This window comes from Rivularia sp. PCC 7116, assembly GCF_000316665.1.
Lineage (GTDB): Bacteria > Cyanobacteriota > Cyanobacteriia > Cyanobacteriales > Nostocaceae > Rivularia.
Genome location: NC_019678.1, coordinates 176,161 through 195,975, shown reverse-complemented (window position 1 = coordinate 195,975; position 19,815 = coordinate 176,161). Strand labels below are relative to the sequence as shown.

Sequence of the window (19,815 nt, the reverse complement as noted above, 5' to 3'; positions counted from 1 at the left end):
AATAATATTTGAATAAGATTTAGATATTAAAAAACATTGAACATATCTCAATTCAAATAAAAAAGCAAATGAAAATAGCTGAAAACGCTCGACAAGTATTAATTATTGGAGGTGGCCCCGCAGGGCTAGCGACAGCATTAATTTTAGCTAAACGCGGCTTTCTAAATATTACGGTATTAGAAAAACGTCCTTCTGCTAATTATTACGAACCCGATAAATCATTTAATTATTTAATTGATGGTCGCGGTCAAAAATTGATAGATTATATTGAAATTACCGATAAACTTGTTCAAAACGGAGTTTCCAGCACGGATTTCTATTTAACTAAAATTGAATCAAATGGAAACAGGAAAACATTAAAATTACCAATTGTAGATCCAAACAGAAAAGCTGCTTTTTGGATAACTCGTCAAACGTTTGTCGGTTTGTTATATGAAGAAATTCAAAATAATTGGCAGAATTGTATAAATATAGTTTTTAATTCAAAATGTATTCAGATCGAGAAAAATACTGACGGTGAAGATAAACTCGAAAAAATTCAAGTTACTGCTGAAATTGATAACAGTCAAAATCAGCAATTTCAACCTTTTCTATTAGTAGGTTGCGATGGAATTAACTCAATTGTCCGAAATACTTTAAAAAAATGGGACGATTCACCATCAAGCAAATTTGAAATGAAATATTTTCCTTCACCAAGTTCCGGATTAAAATACAAAATATTAACTTTACCGCCAAAATTTCCTTTAGATGAAAACGGCGAAGAATTAAGCAATAGCGAAATGGCGTATGCTATTCGTAGCAAGTTAAAAGATAAAAGTAATAAAATCTCTTTGGGATTGTTACCTGTAAAAAATACAGATGAGGTTCGTAGCGCCAATATTATTACTAAACCAAACCATAATATTTGGAAGTTAAAAGATGGTAAGGAAATGCATTATTTTTTGAATAAATCATTTCCACAATTACCCATGCAGAAAATAGTTTCTCTACAAGAAGCCGAAAGATTTGCTGCTAGTGGAGGTGGAGAATTTCCTATTCCCCAATACTGTAATAGATTCTACTCAAAATTAAGCGACGAAGCATTTATAGTTCTGCTTGGAGATGCAATTCATAGCTTTCCACCAGATTTAGGGCAAGGTGTAAACTCAGCACTAGAAGACGTGTGTACCCTTAACGAAGCCTTGGAAAAAAGCAAAAATAATCTTTCTGAAGCTTTACCCTTGTATGAATCAGCAAGACTTCCCGACACAAAAGCTTTAATACGATTGATGCAAGTCGGTTATCCTTGGCAATATAATCAAGCCCCGCTACGCAAAAAGCTGTGGAGTGTTAATTTCTTACTGCGACTTGCATTAAGTAAACTACTACCTTTTGCATTTAGCCCACCAGCATTTTTTCTAGTTCAAAATCATCAGCTTTCTTACAGCGAAATATTGGCGAAAGCCGAACGAACAACTCGAATACTGCATATAATTATTATCGGGATTGTATTGGGGCTATTAAGCAGTAGTTTGGTTTAGACACAAAAATAATTAATTTGATTGCGGCGATATTAATCAGTCGTACCGTAATTCAACATCGATATTTTTTGATAATTTGTATATGCTGAATCCCTCACTAATTACCTACTTAAAAATCAAATCCAACCTTTGCTGCGACTCCTGCAAAGCTGCTTTCGGACTACTTTTATTTAGCAAAACTGCTTCCATCGCTCTGCCAATACTTTCCGAAACTCTTGTATAGCCAGCAAAAACTGGACGACTGCGCCCGTATTCTGCTTGCTCTAAAAATACTTTTGCAGTTGGCTGTTCTTGAATATAGGCTTGATAGGTTTCGCTTTGGCGTGACTTTACATTTGCAGGTAAATATCCAGTTCCTAAAGCCCATTCAGTCTGAAATCCTTCCCCTGCTACATATTCTGCAAATTCAAAAGCTGCTTTTTCTCTTTCCGGTTCAGTTTTGAATATAAATAAATTTTCTCCACCAATACTGGTAGCTTGACGTTCGTTTGCAGGAATAGGGAATACGCCAAAGTCACCATCTTTAATATCATTATTAATATAAGTCAAAGTCCAAGGTCCCGTTACCTGCATTGCAACTTTACCAGATACAAAAGCATCTGTTTCAAAACCTCTTTCTGGTGCAGATAAGATTGCAGAACCATCTTTAACTAAATCTTGCCACAACTGTAAAGCTGATATTGCCCCTTTATTGTCAGCTAAATTTACTTGAGCCGCTGTTTCCGCTAATTCTCCCCCACCACTCCACATAAATGGCAGCCAAATAAACACTGTAAATTCGCCTTTTCCTAAAGGTAAAAATATACCGTGCTGGTCAATTTTATTATCTCCATCGATATCGCGAGTTAATTTTTTCGCAACTTGACGAAACTCTTCCCAAGTTTTAGGTAACTCCTTGATTCCCGCAGCTTTGAATAAACTCGGACGATAAAATATTCCCACATTATTAGTAGCAAAAGGAACTGACCAAATTTTTCCTTGATACTTCATTGAATCAAACAAAGCTGGGTCAATTTCATCTTTAACCGGCGATTTATTTAGCATTTCATCCAACGGCACTAAAGCATCTAATTCAACTAATTGTCCTGCAATTGTAGGATTAAACCATAATAAATCCGGTGGTGCATTTCCTACTACTGCCGCTAAAATCTTCGGCATTTGTTGATCGGGTTGACCAACATACAGCGAATCTACTTGAATATTAGGATGCTTTTGATTAAATTTATCTACCAGCTTTTGCAAAACATCGCGATTAGAAGGCGGGTTTACTCCTTGCCATAAAGTCAAATGCGTTACATTATCCTGTACGGAAGTAGAAGAAAATTGGCATCCAGTAACAGTAAAAGCTAAAGCTATTAGTAAAGCCAGTATTTTTTTGTAAGACATTCTTGTTGCGTCCTTAAATATATTCGGGGCTTGTAAAGGAGAGGCTTCTGTGGTTTTTGCTAAAGTTAATTTTAGAGAAAATTCATATATTGCACGTAAATTAATTGATTTTATAGGTTTAGGTTATGGCAGGACACAGTAAATGGGCAAATATTAAGCGTCAAAAAGCGCGGGTAGATGCTAAAAGAGGTAAAACTTTTACTCAGCTATCCCGCGCAATTATTGTTGCAGCTAGAAATGGTGTACCAGACCCCAACGGTAATTTTCAACTTCGTACCGCCATCGAAAAAGCCAAAGCTGCCGGTATTCCCAATGATAATATAGAGCGGGCGATCGCCAAAGGTGCCGGTACATTTTCTGATGACGGAGCCAAGTTAGAAGAAATTCGCTACGAAGGTTACGGACCAGGAGGTGTTGCAATTTTAGTTGAAGCTTTAACCGATAACCGCAACCGCACCGCAGCCGATTTACGAGCAGCTTTTAGCAAAAATGGCGGAAATCTGGGAGAAACAGGTTGCGTTAGCTGGATGTTCGACCAAAAAGGCATTTGTACTGTCAAGGATGTTCCAAACGAAGAAAAACTCCTCGAAGCTTCTTTAGAAGGAGGTGCCGAATTTTACGAGATGAGCGATGATGATATGGCTGAAGTGATATCGGAAGTCGCCGATTTAGAAAATCTCAATCAAACACTCCAACAAGAAGATTTTAACGTTACCGATGTGGAATTGCGCTGGATTCCTAGCAATAATGTAGATGTTACTGACTCCGAGCAAGCACGGATGTTGATAAAATTAATTGATACTCTTGAATCTATAGATGACGTACAAAATGTTACATCTAATTTCGAGATGTCTGATGATTTAATTGCTGCAAGCTTAAGTTAACATCAGTACAAGGTGCATAATAATGATACATTGATATGACTTTAAAGTCAGAATTTTGTCTCAATCAAGCAATTAATTTTCAACCTCTCACAGTTGAGGCTAATGCATTAGTTAAAGATGTAATTACCTTATTAAGTCAAAATAGAGCTAGCTGCGCTCTAATAGTAGAAAACCGAAAGCTAATTGGTATTTTTACAGAAAGGGACGTAGTAAGATTGACATCAGACTTGATAGATTTTGCGGAAGATACTATTGATACTGTGATGTCAAAGCAATTAATTTCTATTACTGCATCTCAAATAAGTGATATCTTTACGATATTAAATTTGATGCGCTCTCACCGAATTCGTCATTTACCAGTTTTGAACGAGCTTCATCAGTTAATTGGTATCGTGACTCCTAAGACAATTCGGAAAGTTTTCAAACCGGCAGATATGCTTAGGTTTCGATTAATTAGCGAGTTGATGGAAACTCAAGTAATCAAAGCTTCTCCTACAACAAATATCTTAGATATTGCCTTGCTAATGGCTACAAAGAAAATTAGTTGTGTAGTTATTACTGAGGATAATACTGAAGATAAAAATTATCCGATTGGAATTATTACAGAAGTCGATATAGTGCGATTACGGGCGAGAGGGTTTAACTTTTCCTCCACTCAAGCTAAAGAAGTGATGAGCACTCCTCTAAAACCAGTTCAAGAGACTGAATCTCTATGGTTAGCTCATCAAAAAATGGAGCAAGAAAATATCCGTAGGTTGGTTGTAATTGATTATCAGGGAAAATTATCTGGAATTATTACTCAGACTAGCTTGCTACGAATATTAGATCCAATAGAGATGCAAGCTTTGATTAAGATTTTGCAGCAAACAGTTGACGAACAAAGCCTGCAACTCCAACAACAGAATCAAAAACTGAAGAAAGAAATAAAAGAGCGTAAATTATTTGAATCAGCATTAAGTAGTAGTGAGAATAATTATCGCTGTATAGCTGAAAAATTGGAAATTGCTAATCAGCAATTGCAAGAGCTTGCAAATTATGATGGTTTAACGGGATTAGTAAATCGTCGCTACTTTGATAGCTATTTGCAACAAGAATGGAAACACTCATTAAGAGCACAAACAAGCTTATCCTTAATCATGTGCGATGTTGACTGCTTTAAAAAATACAATGACACTTATGGGCATCAAGCAGGAGACAAATGTTTGCAAAAAGTTGCCCATGCTTTGAAAGAAACCGTCAAACGTCCATCCGATTTAGCTGCTCGTTACGGTGGAGAAGAGTTTGTGATTCTCTTACCAAGTACTCCTCTGGAAGGAGCGATTACCGTAGCCAAGCGAATCAGTTCAAAAGTCGAATCTTTAGATATTCCCCATATTGATTCTGATGTAAGTAATTGCGTTACTGTTAGTTTAGGTGTAGCCTCACATATTCCTAGTTTTAATAACTCACCCGAAACCTTGATTGCGACTGCTGACAAAATGCTATACAAAGCAAAATCAGCAGGACGAAACACCGTTTCGGCTTAAGAATTACCCGTTACTAATTACCAACTATTAAAGTTTTTTTCTTTCCCTTACTTCCTGGTTCTCCTTCCCCTTGCCTAAATACTTAAAAATACGTCACAATATTAAAAACGCTGTGATATATCTTAACAATGGCTCAAGCGCAGCTCTCTAAAAATACTTCACTTTCCCAAGCTCTCGCAGAAAAACGAGGGTACGACTACGATTTGGTAATTGTTGGTGGCGGCATAATTGGTTTGACTTTAGCCGCTGCATTAAACGATTCAGGATTACGAATACTTCTAATCGAAGCCAGAGTTCAATCTGCGTCGGTAGCGAAGGGGCAAGCCTATGCGATACATATGCTATCGGCATTGATTTTTCAAGGAATCGGGATTTGGGATCAGATATTGCCCCAAATTGAAACTTATAATCGCGTGCGTCTTTCGGATGCCGATTATTCTGGTGTAGTAGAATTTGATACTTCTGATATTGGTAGTAAGGATTTAGGTTACGTAGCCGAACATCAAGCGCTACTTTACCCTTTGCAAGAGTTTGTCAAAGACAGTCCCAATATTACTTACTTGTGTCCTGCGGAAGTAATAAGTACTGAATACCTCGAAAATGTTGCGACGGTAGAAGTTAAAATTGCCGGAGAAATATGTAAAATTCGCAGTCATTTAGTTGTAGCTGCCGACGGAGGTAAATCCCGAATTCGGCAAGCTGCGGGGATTAATACTAAAGGCTGGAAATATTGGCAATCGTGCATAGTCGCATTTGTTAAGCCAGAAAAATCTCACAACAATACGGCTTACGAGAAGTTTCAATCTAGCGGACCATTTGCAATTTTACCGCTACCGGGAAACCGCTGTCGGATTGTTTGGACTGCACCTCATGACGAAGCCAAAGATTTGTGTGCCTTGAATGACGAGCAATTCTTAGAGCAATTGCAGAAACGTTTCGGCGAGCAAATGGGTAAATTGGAATTACTCGGCGATCGCTTCATTTTTCAAGTCCAATTAATGCAAAGCGATCGTTATGTATTAAATCGACTAGCATTAATCGGCGATGCAGCTCATAAATGCCATCCCGTCGGCGGACAAGGTTTAAATTTAGGTATTCGCGACGCAGCCGCCTTAGCCCAAGTCATCAAAGAAGCGCATTCTGCTGGTAAAGATATTGGAAACATTAAAGTACTTAAAAACTACGAACGCTGGCGCAAGCGAGAGAATCTAGCAATATTAGGTTTTACAGATTTATTAGATAGAGTATTTTCCAATAAATTCCTACCGGTAGTCATAGCTAGACGCTTTGGCTTATGGATAATGCAGCGCGTATCTTTTATAAGAATATTTAATCTGAAATTGATGATTGGTTTAAAAGGTAAAACTCCCGAATTAGCCAAGAGAGAATAGGGACATAGGGAAATTCAAAAAGTAGCAAGTCACCTGTAGCGAGTCGGAATAAAAGATTGAGCAGCATAGATAAATATAAAACAAGAAAATAATTTACTTGCTGCTTACTACTTACGACCCGCTACTCATACTATTTGCAATGCCCAATTCCCAAATTATTTAATAAAAAATTCAAAATTGGTAACTCAGATAGGTTAATTTGACCACCAGTGATGCTAAAGTGCAAGATATTCTTGCGATAATTCTCAGCGGGTATCAATGCTGAAGAAGCTACAGAAAAAACAAATTTCTCTGATTGCAGGTGCAGGAATCTGTGCCTTTCTGGTTGGAGCTATGGTTTCAGCCCCTCAAATTGGCAAAAATTTGGGGAGATTATTTGGTGGTAATAATGAAGAGGCAGTTATTTCGGAAGCGAATGTTGCCAAATCAGTTGTTCTACCCTTAGTTAATCAACCCCCAGAAAAACGTGCGGCTCAGTTGGCAGAAATAGCCAAGGGTTCGTCTTCAATCGAACAATATCGCGCTCGTTATCTTTTAGCTGATGATTTGCTTGTAAAAGACCAAGCAAACAAAGCATTAGAATTACTTGATGGTCTGGAAAATGATTATCAAGCCTTAAAGCCCTATGTTTTATTACAGCAGGCTCGTGCGTACAGTATTCTTGGCGAAAATGGTAAAGCTTCCGATAAAAGGCAGGCTGTTGTTAAAGAATATGGAGAACAACCCGTTGCTGCTAAAGCTTTGTATTTGATTGGAGTTGAGGAATATCAAGATAGGGCGATCGCCGAGTTTCCTTCTCATCCTTTGACGTGGGAAATTATTCGGGGAAGATTGCGGGATAATCCCAGTCAGCCCGAGTTACAGCTAGTTCTGGCAAAATACGCTTTTGAACAACCCGGAATTGTTCCGGTGTTAAATCAACTTGTTAGCGAACCAAGCCTCAAACCGGAGGATTGGGAAGTAATTGGTAATGCGTATTGGGAAAATAAAGAGTTTGGTAGAGCAGCCACTTCTTACGGAAATGCTACTCCCACGGCTAAAAATATTTACCGTAATGGTAGAGGATTGCAGCTGAGTGGAGAAAGAGAAAAGGCTCAATTGGCCTATCAACAGTTACTCAGCGAATTTCCTCAAGAAAGAGAAGCAGGAAAAGCACTGCTGCGTTTAGCTGAGTTAACCAGGACTGGTAGCGCAAGTCTACCTTATTTAGACCAAGTAGTTGCCAATTTCCCCGAACAAGCTGGGGAAGCGTTAATTAGGAAAACCAAAATTCTGCAATCGCAAAGTAATAATTCGGGTGCTAGGGATGCTTTAAAGTTACTTATTACTAAGTTTGCTAACACCGAACAAGCAGCAGAATACCGTTGGAAAGTAGCCCAGCAAAAAGCAAAAACCGGAGACTATGAAGAGGCATGGGAATGGGCAGGAGCAGTTCCTGTAAACAATCCTACTAGTATTTTGGCTCCCAGAGCAGGTTTTTGGGTTGGTAAATGGTTAACCAAACTAGGTAAAGAAGCAGAAGCTAAACAAGCTTATGAATATGTAGTAAGTAAATTTCCTTACTCTTATTATGCTTGGCGTTCTGCTGTTACTTTAGGTTTGGATGTAGGTGATTTTAATAGCCTACGTAGCATGAATCCAGAAATGCGAGATAGGATACGTCCTATACCACCGGCTGGTTCCGATACTTTTAAAGAATTGTATTTATTAGGGCAAAAAAGAGATGCTTGGCTGCAATGGGAAACAGAATTTCAAAATAAAGCACAGCCGAAAGTAGCCGAGCAGTTCACTGAAGGCTTGATGCAGTTAGCGAGGGGAAATTATGTAGGTGGAATTTCCATCGTAGCTAAGTTAGAAGACAGGGAAGAACCCGAAGAAAGAGCCGCATATCAAGAATTAAGTCGGAAAAATATTTATTGGCAGGCTCGTTATCCATTCCCTTACTTTGATTTAATTAGCCAATGGTCTCAAGAACGTAACCTTAATCCTTTTTTAGTAGTTTCTCTAATACGCCAAGAATCGAGATTTCAAGAAAAAATTAAATCGATTGCCAATGCTACGGGTTTAATGCAGGTGCTACCAAGTACCGCAGAATGGATTGCTCCACAAATCAATGTGGACTATAGCAATACTGATTTAACAGACCCCAATGACAATATCATGTACGGTACCTGGTATTTAGATAGCACCCACAAACAATATCAAGATAGCTCGCTGTTTGCAGTTGCTAGCTACAATGCGGGACCGGGAAATGTATCAAAATGGTTAAAAACTTTACCAACAGAAGACCCTGATGAGTTCGTTGAAGCTATTCCCTTCCCAGAAACCAAAAATTATGTCCGTCAAGTGCTTGGAAACTACTGGAATTATCTACGGATTTACAATCCTCAAACATCTCAATTAGTAGGACAATATTCCACACAACAATTGCAGTTTCCTTTGCAACAGCAGCAAAATTCACCAGCAACCGCAAAACCAACACCAGCAGATGGTCAGTAAAGTTAACAGTTACCAAAATGTGAAATGTTTGAGAACTAAATAGACGGGTGAGCATAATTCGTAATTCGTAATTCGTAATTAATGCCCACTATTTTTTGCGTAGGTTATGACTTATCAGTCATCTATCCTACGCAATATCTATTTTTAGGGCGTATTAAAAATACAATAATCATAATTTGTTCAAGTGTTATTACTTAATAGAAAACTTATTTTTCTTGTAGCGGATTAAGTCTTATTACGTAAGTTTTTCCCGCGTTACTAGTATAAATTAGAAAAGTAATTTGTACTTAAAAAAGTCGTTGCTTGCATGTCGGAAACAATTGTATTTACCCTATTCCAAGTAATTTGGCAAGATTTGGTAGAGAATGTAGCTTATGATTCTACAAAGCAAAATTGGCAAGCCCTTCAAGTTGTGATTGATGAAATCAAGGGCAACAAACAAATTGGTGAGGATTTAGCAGTTGCTTTGGAGAAATCTTTTTACTCTTCCGACAAAATTATTGCAGAAAAATGCCGAGACGAATTAATTAAAAAATCTACTTATACTCAGTATCGTGGAGCAAAAATTTATAACCCACCAGACAATGATACGGGCATTAAAAAGTTAGAAAATAAAATCAGACTCTTAGAAAAACAGTTAAAACAATTTGATAAAAAACTATTTGCGAAAAAATCTTTTATTAATCCTAGTGACTTAGAGCAACTTGTGAAAGAGCTATCTCAATCAGGTCATGAAGCCTCTGAAAAAGTTAAACAAAATGCTAACAATCAGTTCTTACAGGAGGCAGAAAAAGATTGCTATGTGAATATCTATAAATCTGCAATTACAGATGAAAACAATGGCTTACGTAAATTAATGTTTAACAGTTTTTTAATCGTAATTGAGCCTAACGAGCAATTAAACCGTATTTTTAACGCTAAAACCTATCTAATCTTAAATAAGATACGCGAGCAAGTTAAATAAACATTTAATCAAATTTATATTGGAATAATTTTCTCTAAATTGAATTATTTTATTTAAAGATATTTTGATTTTAAGTAGGTTGGTGTTGAAAATTGTAATTAGGGCAAGGCAGTCGGCAGTCGGAGTAAGGGTTTAAGGCTAATTTACATTCTGTTATATAGGTATGTTTTTTTCTGCCTACTTACTTACATTGTGCATAATATTACTCAATCATAGTGTATGGTTATGGTATAAATAAGTTAATCATTCAGTTCATAAACTTTCATAGAAGGTGTTTGCATGGCACAAGGTTTATTATTTGTGTTGTTTAAAGCTGTTTGGCAAGATATGATGAGCGATATAGCTTATGATTCAACTAAACAAAATTGGCAAGCCTTTCAATTAGTTTTCGATGAAAGCAAGAAAAGCCAGCAGCTTGGTTTAGATTTAACTGTTGCACTTGAAAGGTGTTTTTACTCGTCAAAAAAAGTTATTGCAGAGAAATGCCGAGAGCATCTGATTAAGAATTCTACTTTTATCCAGTATCGTGGAGCAAAAATTTATAGCCCTCCAGAACACGATAGGGATATTAAAATTTTAGACAGTAACATCAAATTACTGGAAAAGCAGCTAAAGAAGATTGGTAAAAAAAATCACAATCATCAATCTATAATAAAGATGAATCTTGTTGAGGATTATTTGAAGCAAATATCTCATTCAAATAACCAATCTTTTCAACAAGATAAGCATGTAGGTGAGAAACTGTTTGAAGAAGCCAATAAAGATTGCGATGTAAATATTTTAAAATCTGCACTCAGAGATGAAAAATATGGTTTTCGTAAATTAATGCTTAAAAATTTTTTAATCGAAATTGAACCAAACGAAGAGCTTAATAGCATATTTAACGCAAGAACATATCTGATATTACATCAGGTTCGTAATAAATTTTGAAATAAGCGAAAATATTTCCGTCACTTGTTAAGCTTAATGTTTTGCTTATGTTTTATTAATTTTCAAAAGGTATTTATCGTACTATACAACTGTTGGTATATGAGTTATTAAGTGTAATGCTAGTAAATACATTTACAATATACTCATATGGAAGGTGCTTTATTAATTTTATTTCTCTTGCTTCTTATCGCATCTCCTCGCCGTAAGAACAAAGGATTTAAAGCATTAATAAAACAAGCTAATACAGTTTCAAGTTCAAATTCGGACGAGAAGGTAGATGAAGAAACAATTAGGAAATTACATTTAGAAGAAAACAATAATTCAGATTCAATTTCAGAACCATCATCACAACTTCAATTACCATCAAATTATCAAAAACAAAATCATAGTGTCAGTTCTATAGAATTAGATGACGAAAAATGTTATGGAAGAGTTGTATTTGCAGCATCTAACAATATGCAAGTTGGTAAATCAGAATGGGTCGAATTATTAATATCTATAGATTTAAAAGCTGATTTACGGCGCGAATTAGTTCGCGATTATAAACATGAAGAAATTAAAGCTTATATAATTAAAATACATAAATTAATAAAAGCAAGATTAGATGGTAATAATTTTAAAATACAAATTTCGTCAGAAGAAATTCAATTACTAGAGTTTAATACTATAGCAGAGTGGAGATGGTTAGTAATTCCTCAAAAAGCAGGACAACAAGAACTAGTACTGACACTATGGAAAATATTCCAAGTGCAGGCTTCTAATCCTACTATTGCGAAACTTAAAACATTTAAAAAAGTTATAAAAGTCAAAGTTAATCCTCGGTATTGGATACAAAGCAATTGGTTGAAAGTTATGCAAATATTAATAGCTATAGCCAGCACTGGTATAGTTTCCTATATTTATAAAAACTGGAGCAGTATTAAAAAGTTTTTTGGTTTTTAATCTCAGCTTCGGATTCTGAATCCAAGCTACTCCCTCTCCTTAAAACATACCTCATCTCCTCCTTTTCCATAATCTTCCAAAGCATCGCAGCCTTTAATGCGTAATTTTTCTAAAGTTAAATTATCTAAATTTCTTAAAATTATTGTTCCCCTATTAGTACCGCTTAATAAAGTATTGCCATCTGGATTAAAGCTAATACTAGTAAACTCTTCTCTATCGGCTTTTAAAGTAATTAATAAAGTACCGTCGCTTCGCCAAAGTTTGACTTTATCTTCGCTGGTAGCGGCTAATAATTTACCGTCGGGACTAAATGTGACACCGGTGAATTCTTCACCTTCTGCAATCAAAGTTTGCTGCAATTCGCCTTTTTGATTCCATAATTTAACCGTGCCATCAAGGCTGGCTGAAGCTAAGAGATTACCTTGACTTGCCCATGAGACACCAAATACAGAGCGTTGATGTCCGTTTAAGGTATGCAGTAATTTACCGGATTTATCCCAAATTTTCACCGTACTATCATCGCTAGCTGAGGCAATAAACTTACCGTCGGGACTAAAACTTACCCAATTAACTGCTTGTTTATGTCCCGATAAAGTTTGAATTAATTCGCCATTTTTACGCCATAATTTGACAGTTTTATCCTTACTGCCAGAAGCAAAGATGTCACCATCTGTTGACCAATTAATACTTAAGACTACATTATCGTGAGCAGCAATGCTTTTAATCAATGTGCCGTTATCTTGCCATAATTTAATAGTTTTATTCTTACCGGCAGATGCTAAAATTTGACCATCGGGACTGAAGCTAACATCCCAGACTTCCTCTTGCAAGGGTTCTATTTTTGCGATTTGCTTACCCTTATTAGTCCATAATTTAATAGTTTTATCTACGCTTGCAGAAGCAATTAAATTACCATTAGGAGAAAAACTAACGCTAGTAACTGCTTGACTATGAGTTTTCAGGTTTCCTAATAATAAATCTTGCCAAGACCAAAGTTTTATTGTTTTGTCTCTACTAGCAGAAGCTAAAGTTTTATTATCTGGACTGAAACTGACATCATTTACCCAATCTTGGTGTCCTTTAAGCGTTCCTAATAGTATCCCATCTTCCCAACGCCAAAGTTTAACGGTTCCATCGGTGCTTACCGTACTAATAATTTGATTATCGGGGCTAAAATTAACGGCAGTTATAGCTTCCGAATGAGCTTTAATTACTTTTAATAACTTTCCTTGTATATTCCACAATTTGACGGTGTTGTCCAAACTTGCCGAAGCGATGATTTTACCGTCGTTAGATAAAGCAATGCTGGTAATTGCATCGCGATGTCCTCTTATAGTACGAATATTTTGACCGTTTTTATTCCAAAGTTTAATCGTTTTATCGCTGCTTGCAGAAACTAGAGTTTCACCAAACCCCTTCGCTACACTAATGGGAGAAAAAGCAACTTGTAAAACCGCATCATCATGACCTAAAAGTGTTTTGATTAATTTACCTTCGCGATTCCAAAGTTTAATGGTTTTATCGGTACTTCCAGAAGCAATGATTTTACCGTCGGGACTAAAAGCAACGCTATTAACAATATTTTTATGTCCCAATAAAGTTAAATTTAACTTACCATCTACAGCCCAAAGTTTGACTGTTTTATCCTGAGAAGCAGAAGCAAGAGTAGTCGCATCTGGGCTAAAGGTAACGCTATTAACTACATCGGTATGTCCAGATAAAGTACGAAAAAATTTTCCATCTGGATACCAAAGTTTAACGGTATTATCGGCGCTTGCAGAAGCTATAAAAGAGTTGAGCGGACTAAAAACAATGCTATTAACACCTAATAAATGCCCGGATATTGTTTCTTTCTCTCTAATTTGCGGCACTACTTGATGTAAAGCTGTCATCACCTGAGCTTTAGTATAATCATCCGGTAAAAAAGCTGTTTCTAATTTCTTAGCCGCTTTCAAACCTTGCTTTAAAGCATCAAAATCTTTACCGGAGGAAGCAAGCTCTTCTGCTGATGCGCTAATCGCTTGAATTTCGCTAAGTAAAGATTGTCTCCATAAATAAACTGACATGAATGTAGAAGCTGTCAACGCCAAAATAGCTGTAATAGAACCCGCCAGAGCTATTTTTAAAAAACGATTTACTTTTACTTCGCTAAGTTTTTGCTGCTGTTGACTTTCTGCTAATTCAGCTTGTAACCTTTGCTGTTTTAATTCTGCTAATAGCCGTTCAATTTCCATCCGACTATGCTCTTCACGCTTGCGTAGCTCTTTTAATTCTGTGAATAAATCTAAGCTTTCGTGGGGTTGTGTATCGGCTATTTTAAATTGTTTTTTTCTCCTCAGTTCGCTGTGGAGTTGAGTAATTTCTGCTTCTCTTTGTTGTACTTGATTTCTTAACTCTTTTAACTGAGTTTGAAAACTTAATTCTTCCTGTTGCAAAGAACGAATCAAATCAACTAAATAATCATGGATTAATTGATAGCGTTCTGTTATATCCGCAAACAAAACTACTAAACCGGAACGAACCAAAATTTCTAAAACTAATTCTAATTTATCCGCTACATCTAACTCTGCTAATTCTGCGGCTAATTCAGCCTTCGTTTTGAAAGGACGTTTATGATTTTCGTCAGTTAACAAATATAAAACTAGTAAAGCAGCTTGTTCGTTTTCCGAGCCACAATCCTTAATAATTTCCTTAATATATCGCTCAATGAGTTTATTTGGGCGATAGGGTTCGTATTTAGCTAAAGTAGTAATTCTTTCATCCTGGAGTTGCGCTCCTACTACCTGTAGCTCAATCGGACGAACTTCTCCTATTTCCGATGATAAATCTTCGACTAAGGTATCAATTAAAGCCGGTTCAATATTATATTCGGAGCGCTCGGTTAACTTCTGAATCACGCTTTTAGCATCTTCCGAGGAAAGATTTTTAACTTGATAGCGAATATCTTTATCTAAAATATTATGACTGATAGAATCTTGTTTCGCTAAACGTTTTAAATCCAGCAAATGGTGCAAATAATCTTCTCTCAATGAAAAAATAATTTTTACGAAAGCAATATTTAAACATGCACAGATAAAATTATCGAATTCTTCCTTGCGATTTCTATCTGTATAAATAAAGAAGAATTCTTCTAACTGGTCAAAAATTAATACAGTAATTAGATGATTATTGGCATTTTCTTGTAACTGTTCCAAAATACCGGGGATGGTAATCGGTGTAGCCTGGTAATTTGCTGTAGTTAATTCCTTCCCGTAAGGGTATCGAGCCGCCGTGTTATCTACAAACATAGCTTCACTCAAAGACTTACCCAATTCCCGCACCCAATCGGTATAAATTTGTAACACCACCGGAATCGCAATTTGGTCTCCAACTGGTCTATTTTGTAAAGCTGGAACCAACCCGGCATTAACAATAGAACTTTTACCGACTCCCGATTCACCATGAATCAAAGTTAATTTTTGATCGGAGCGGCTAATTTTTCCAATCAATAAATTAATATCTCGCTCCCTACCCGAAGCAGTAATTTCTAAAGCAACATGAGTGTTTCTTGCAGGTGAAACTAACACCGGGTTTTTCGCTTTTCTTTGGGGTTGTAACCTACCCGCACCAATAAAAGCACGCAAACCGTATTGCTGTTCTATGGAACGTCTTTCGCGACGAATAAAAAAAGCTTCTAAATATTTACCAGACTGATAATAAAGCCATCTTAACCGCCGTAAAAGCCTGATATAGCGATGAGCATCATAACGATAATCGCTGTTTTCCAAAGCTATGGACAACTTCTTGGTGGCATTCTCCAAATGTTGTTGTGCGACGTTTTCCTCACCTAGATATTGCAGCGCTTTTACCAAAACTAACTGATATATTTGCTCCAACAGCAACGGAAATAAACTTTGATGTGCTGCATGGTTATGTTTTGCTTCTGCCAAATAAAACAGCGAAGCTTGAGCATACTTACTTGCCTGCTTCCATTTTGATTCTTGCAAAGCTACATCTGCTAAATAACCACAATCACAAGCAAGTTGAGTGTAGCTACCATATTGTTGGTGCAACTCCAAAGATTTTTGAGCGATCGCCCGTAGTTTATTCCAATCCTGAAGCTGTTGCAAAACTTCGGCTAACTGTCCGATAAATTGCGCCACCAAAACTGGACGCTCTGCCAACTCAAATACTTGCAAACACTGCTCAAAATAATCCACGGCAGATTGCCAATTACCACATTGTTCTCCGTGATTTCGCTCGGCTAAACGGTAAAAACACAAACCTAGGTAAAAAAGGATTACTCCTTGGTGGAGAAGGTGAGGGGGAGATGGGGAAGAGGGGGGAGAAATTAGGTTTTTAGTTTTTCGATAATCTATTATTAATTTGTCACTGTTAACCGATAACTGATAATCCACACCCTCCGGGTGAAAACTGTTACGGAAATGGTTGATTGCTTTTTCGATGCAGTCTTTGACATATTCATCTAAACCAAACACAAATTGTAAACTAGCATCTAGTTCTGGTGTTAAATTAATTCCGCGATTCTGCAAATCCTTAATTGCATAATGCAGTTCGTTGCTGTGCTGCCAAATTTGTTCCAAGGTACATTGACAGTAATCCTCGGATGAATTTTCTTGATTTTTTCTTAAACAGTTTGTACCGCATCGATTATCTTTGATAATTTGAGGTTCTTTTTCTCTTGCTGCTGCAATATTTAAAACAGTGGTAAATAATGAATCGGTTTCTTTTTGCAAAAACTGCCGCAACTGTAACGTCGTCATTTCAAATTTGATTGGTGTAGCTGCCCAACTAGCAAAATCGGGAGCCAATCGTCTTAGTTTTCGCAATACTTCTTCGTTTACCCATAACACCATTGGAAAAGGATGTTGTTTACGAAATTCGTCTCGCACGTGATTTATAGTACTCAATAAATCATCGAGTCCATCAACTGATTCCAAACCTAAAACTATTAATGCTATTTTGGGTGATTTTTCACTTTTGTACTGGCGTTCGTCAATTATTTTTGTATGAATCGTACTATATAAACTTCTAGCATGAGACGGTAATAAAACCTTTTGCAGCAGAAATTTATTTCCTAGAACTTCTTGTACATGCTGTAATATTTGCTGTTGCAAAACTTGATAATTGCAGCATACTAACACGAGCGAAAATTCCTCATTAGAAAGGGTAATCGCTCGCGTTAAACTTCTTAAAGCAGAAGCATTTTTCTCAACTAAATCTGATTGTTGTGCTTTTCCAACCACGATTTAAACTTCCTGGTTTCTGCTAAAACTGGATTCACTGCAAACCAAACTCCTTGATTGTCACGATATTCAAAAACAAACAAGCTTCGCAACAAAGTATGATACTCAATGTCACCTCTAACTCTCTGCTGCTGCACCACTTGGAAAATTAAATCCCATTCTGGAGAATCAATAGCATTTGCTCGATAATCGCGATGTCTTTGAATTACTAACTCTACACATTCCTTGCTAAAAGGAGGGTCTTGTTCCCTGATACAATCAAACAATAATCCTAGCAAGTCTCGCACGTGACCGCCACTAATTAAACATAACCGATTCAAAACTTCCGGAGTCTCGAATAGTTCTGTTATAAAATGTAATCTTTCTGCGGGATTAATAGTAGGAAAAGCTCTCGCTAAAACCATTTGTCGCAAACTGTCTAAACCGGGAGTAAAAATTTCACCAGTACGTTTACGCACGGGTATCATTGGTAAAACTTTTGGTGCGACACCGCCACCCAAACGATGTTGTAATTGAGCGCTATCGTTGGAAAAAGTTAAACCTAGAGGAATGGTATAAACCATATGACAATTGAGTTTACGTAACTGTTCTCCTCTATCAATAAATAAATACTCCGGTAGCGAACGTCCCGATGGTAAAGGTCTGATTGCAACTCGATCTAAATTATCAACAATTACCACCAATCCTTTTTTACCTCTAGCTTTAAGTTCCTCATTAGCACGGGCTAATAATTCATTATTAATAGAGTGTAAAATGTTCAGAGTTCGCGGTTCCAAGTAATCCCTTAAACGTCGTCGTAATTGTGGACTCTCTTTTGTTTTAGCCGTAATTTTAGCAATACCAACCGATAATTCTCCTTCCAAATTCATATCAATCGGTGTTTGTAGAAAATCAATAATTTCCCCAAATAATTTAGCAAAATAAGAAGGCTTTAACCTAATTTTTATTGACTCTAAGCTCTCAGAGACTTGTCCTGCAATTGCTAAAAATATATCAGTAACATCTAAATCTACCATTTCCAAAACATGAGTAGATTCAAAATAGACGACATGGAATTGTTTTAGCTCTAACTCTGCCTTTAATCGCAGTAATTCTGTAGATTTACCGCAACCGATGTGTCCTGTGAAAAGCTGGGTTGTAGGTGCATCCGGTGATATTCTAGTAATAGTTCTTCCTAAAACTTCAATAATTTTTCCGCCTCTGACTGTAGCGAAATCAATATAATATCTTCGAGCATCAGCATCTCCCATTACTAGAGGTTGGCTCGGATTACACGCTTGATAAAATCTTTCTAAGTTTAGGAGCATAAAAAACTACGACTCGCTCTAGAAGGAAAGACGAGATTTAAAACACTATGAGGATTTTTTCTATTGAGTGATTTTCACTCTGAATACAATTTTTAAATGCAGTATTCCGGAATTATAAATAAGTTTAATTAGCTAACATTTTGATAAAATAGTTACAGATTTATTCATTTTTCCTATTATTTAAATAACTATCACCAAAGCTCTTACTATTTATTGAATTTCCAAGATTGCTTAAGTTTAGATAATAGCTACTAAGATTTATAAATATCGCCATTTTTTATACTAAATAGCTTTATCTAAATGCTAGCTACAATATATACTGATAATTTTAACTGGTTAAAATTCAATGCTTAACAGCAATCTACCAATGATTTATCTGTAATAACATTCCAATTAAGTATTCTCCAGGGGTATATCAATAACAACTGTCAAGATAATCAATATCTTGCAAGCAGACAGCAAAAAACAATAGATTAAATTCAAAAAATCGAGCTATTACATCAGCAATATTTTTAAGTTCATGAAAATGAACTACTTACATAAAACCCATAACTGCTTTCTCAATGGCATATTTAATGTCATTCTAAATTCTGAGAATGATATTATTTTTACCTTTAATTTCCCGGTGCTAAAAACAAATGAAGCTTCTTAAATACTATTTATATATAACTCAAATGAAGTAAAATTGTCTAGGTAAAACTTCTTGTATATAAATAAAAATGCCTAAATAAAAGAGTAATTATAAAAATAACTCTAGAAATAATAATTTCAAATACAATAACCAAGAATCAAAAACATTAATGCATTAATTCTTACAATTTCCCGAACGAAGACAATCTTTTATTCGATCGTCTCTAGCCGAAATTTGAAACGATGTAAAATATGGTTGAAATTGTTGAACAATTGTCTCATCGGTAACAAAATCGGTAATTCTAGATTTATCGCTGTCGAAACCTTGTAAACCACTATTGGCAAAGTTACCCAAAGCATTCAACCCAATCATAGGTAATGCCAACATGGCACAACAAACTGTACTATGCATCTTCAACCTCAAGTAGAATTGTAGGTTACACAGACAGTAGATTCCCTCTCAAGCAAACAGAAAATACCTTTTACAGCAGATTCGCGTAAATTGACAATCAACTTACACTTTTCTGATAACTTATCCAGTCTTTTTTTGACAAAACCGGATAAAAATTTAAAAGATAGGAAGATGAGGA

The 19,815-nt window shown here is 36.2% G+C and carries 12 protein-coding genes; 8 read left to right on the top strand and 4 right to left on the bottom strand.

All coding sequences use genetic code 11. The features are described from left to right. The first annotated feature begins 68 nt into the window (after positions 1–68). Complete coding sequence (locus tag RIV7116_RS00770) at positions 69–1,520, top strand: NAD(P)/FAD-dependent oxidoreductase (RefSeq protein ID WP_015116343.1); 1,452 nt, start codon at positions 69–71, stop codon at positions 1,518–1,520. 105 nt (positions 1,521–1,625) lie between these two features. On the opposite strand, the gene RIV7116_RS00765 is transcribed toward RIV7116_RS00770, so the two are convergent. Then, positions 1,626–2,906, bottom strand: coding sequence for an ABC transporter substrate-binding protein (locus RIV7116_RS00765; RefSeq protein WP_015116342.1), 1,281 nt, complete (start codon positions 2,904–2,906; stop codon positions 1,626–1,628). A gap of 125 nt (positions 2,907–3,031) precedes the next feature. Here RIV7116_RS00765 and RIV7116_RS00760 point away from each other — a divergent pair, with 125 nt between their 5' ends. The 7 genes from RIV7116_RS00760 (at position 3,032) to RIV7116_RS00730 (ending at position 12,042) form a co-directional block, all read left to right on the top strand. Next, positions 3,032–3,790 (top strand): YebC/PmpR family DNA-binding transcriptional regulator, encoded by a 759-nt coding sequence (locus RIV7116_RS00760; RefSeq protein ID WP_015116341.1) that lies wholly within the window; start codon positions 3,032–3,034, stop codon positions 3,788–3,790. 35 nt (positions 3,791–3,825) lie between these two features. Continuing rightward, positions 3,826–5,316, top strand: a complete 1,491-nt coding sequence (locus tag RIV7116_RS33545; RefSeq protein WP_015116340.1) for a diguanylate cyclase domain-containing protein — start codon at positions 3,826–3,828, stop codon at positions 5,314–5,316. Between the two features lie 128 nt (positions 5,317–5,444). Next, positions 5,445–6,707: an FAD-dependent hydroxylase gene (locus RIV7116_RS00750; protein ID WP_015116339.1), complete on the top strand. Its 1,263-nt coding sequence runs from the start codon at positions 5,445–5,447 to the stop codon at positions 6,705–6,707. Between the two features lie 258 nt (positions 6,708–6,965). Continuing rightward, positions 6,966–9,206: a transglycosylase SLT domain-containing protein gene (locus tag RIV7116_RS00745; RefSeq protein WP_015116338.1), complete on the top strand. Its 2,241-nt coding sequence runs from the start codon at positions 6,966–6,968 to the stop codon at positions 9,204–9,206. Positions 9,207–9,513: 307 nt separating this feature from the next. After that, entirely contained in the window at positions 9,514–10,170 is a 657-nt protein-coding gene (locus RIV7116_RS00740; RefSeq protein ID WP_015116337.1) for a hypothetical protein, read from the top strand. A gap of 279 nt (positions 10,171–10,449) precedes the next feature. Beyond that, the gene (locus RIV7116_RS00735; RefSeq protein WP_015116336.1) at positions 10,450–11,100 is read left to right on the top strand and encodes a hypothetical protein; all 651 of its coding nucleotides are present in this window, start codon (positions 10,450–10,452) and stop codon (positions 11,098–11,100) included. A gap of 147 nt (positions 11,101–11,247) precedes the next feature. After that, the gene (locus RIV7116_RS00730; RefSeq protein WP_015116335.1) at positions 11,248–12,042 is read left to right on the top strand and encodes a hypothetical protein; all 795 of its coding nucleotides are present in this window, start codon (positions 11,248–11,250) and stop codon (positions 12,040–12,042) included. Positions 12,043–12,068: 26 nt separating this feature from the next. Here RIV7116_RS00730 and RIV7116_RS00725 read toward each other — a convergent pair whose 3' ends face one another. From RIV7116_RS00725 to RIV7116_RS00715, 3 genes are all read right to left on the bottom strand, one after another. Next, positions 12,069–17,288 (bottom strand): hypothetical protein, encoded by a 5,220-nt coding sequence (locus RIV7116_RS00725; RefSeq protein WP_015116334.1) that lies wholly within the window; start codon positions 17,286–17,288, stop codon positions 12,069–12,071. Continuing rightward, the gene (locus RIV7116_RS00720) at positions 17,258–18,595 is read right to left on the bottom strand and encodes a P-loop NTPase fold protein (RefSeq protein ID WP_015116333.1); all 1,338 of its coding nucleotides are present in this window, start codon (positions 18,593–18,595) and stop codon (positions 17,258–17,260) included. Before RIV7116_RS00720 ends, RIV7116_RS00725 begins: the two co-directional genes overlap by 31 nt. Before the next feature lie 805 nt (positions 18,596–19,400). After that, the gene (locus RIV7116_RS00715; RefSeq protein ID WP_015116332.1) at positions 19,401–19,637 is read right to left on the bottom strand and encodes a hypothetical protein; all 237 of its coding nucleotides are present in this window, start codon (positions 19,635–19,637) and stop codon (positions 19,401–19,403) included. Between the last annotated feature and the right edge of the window lie 178 nt (positions 19,638–19,815).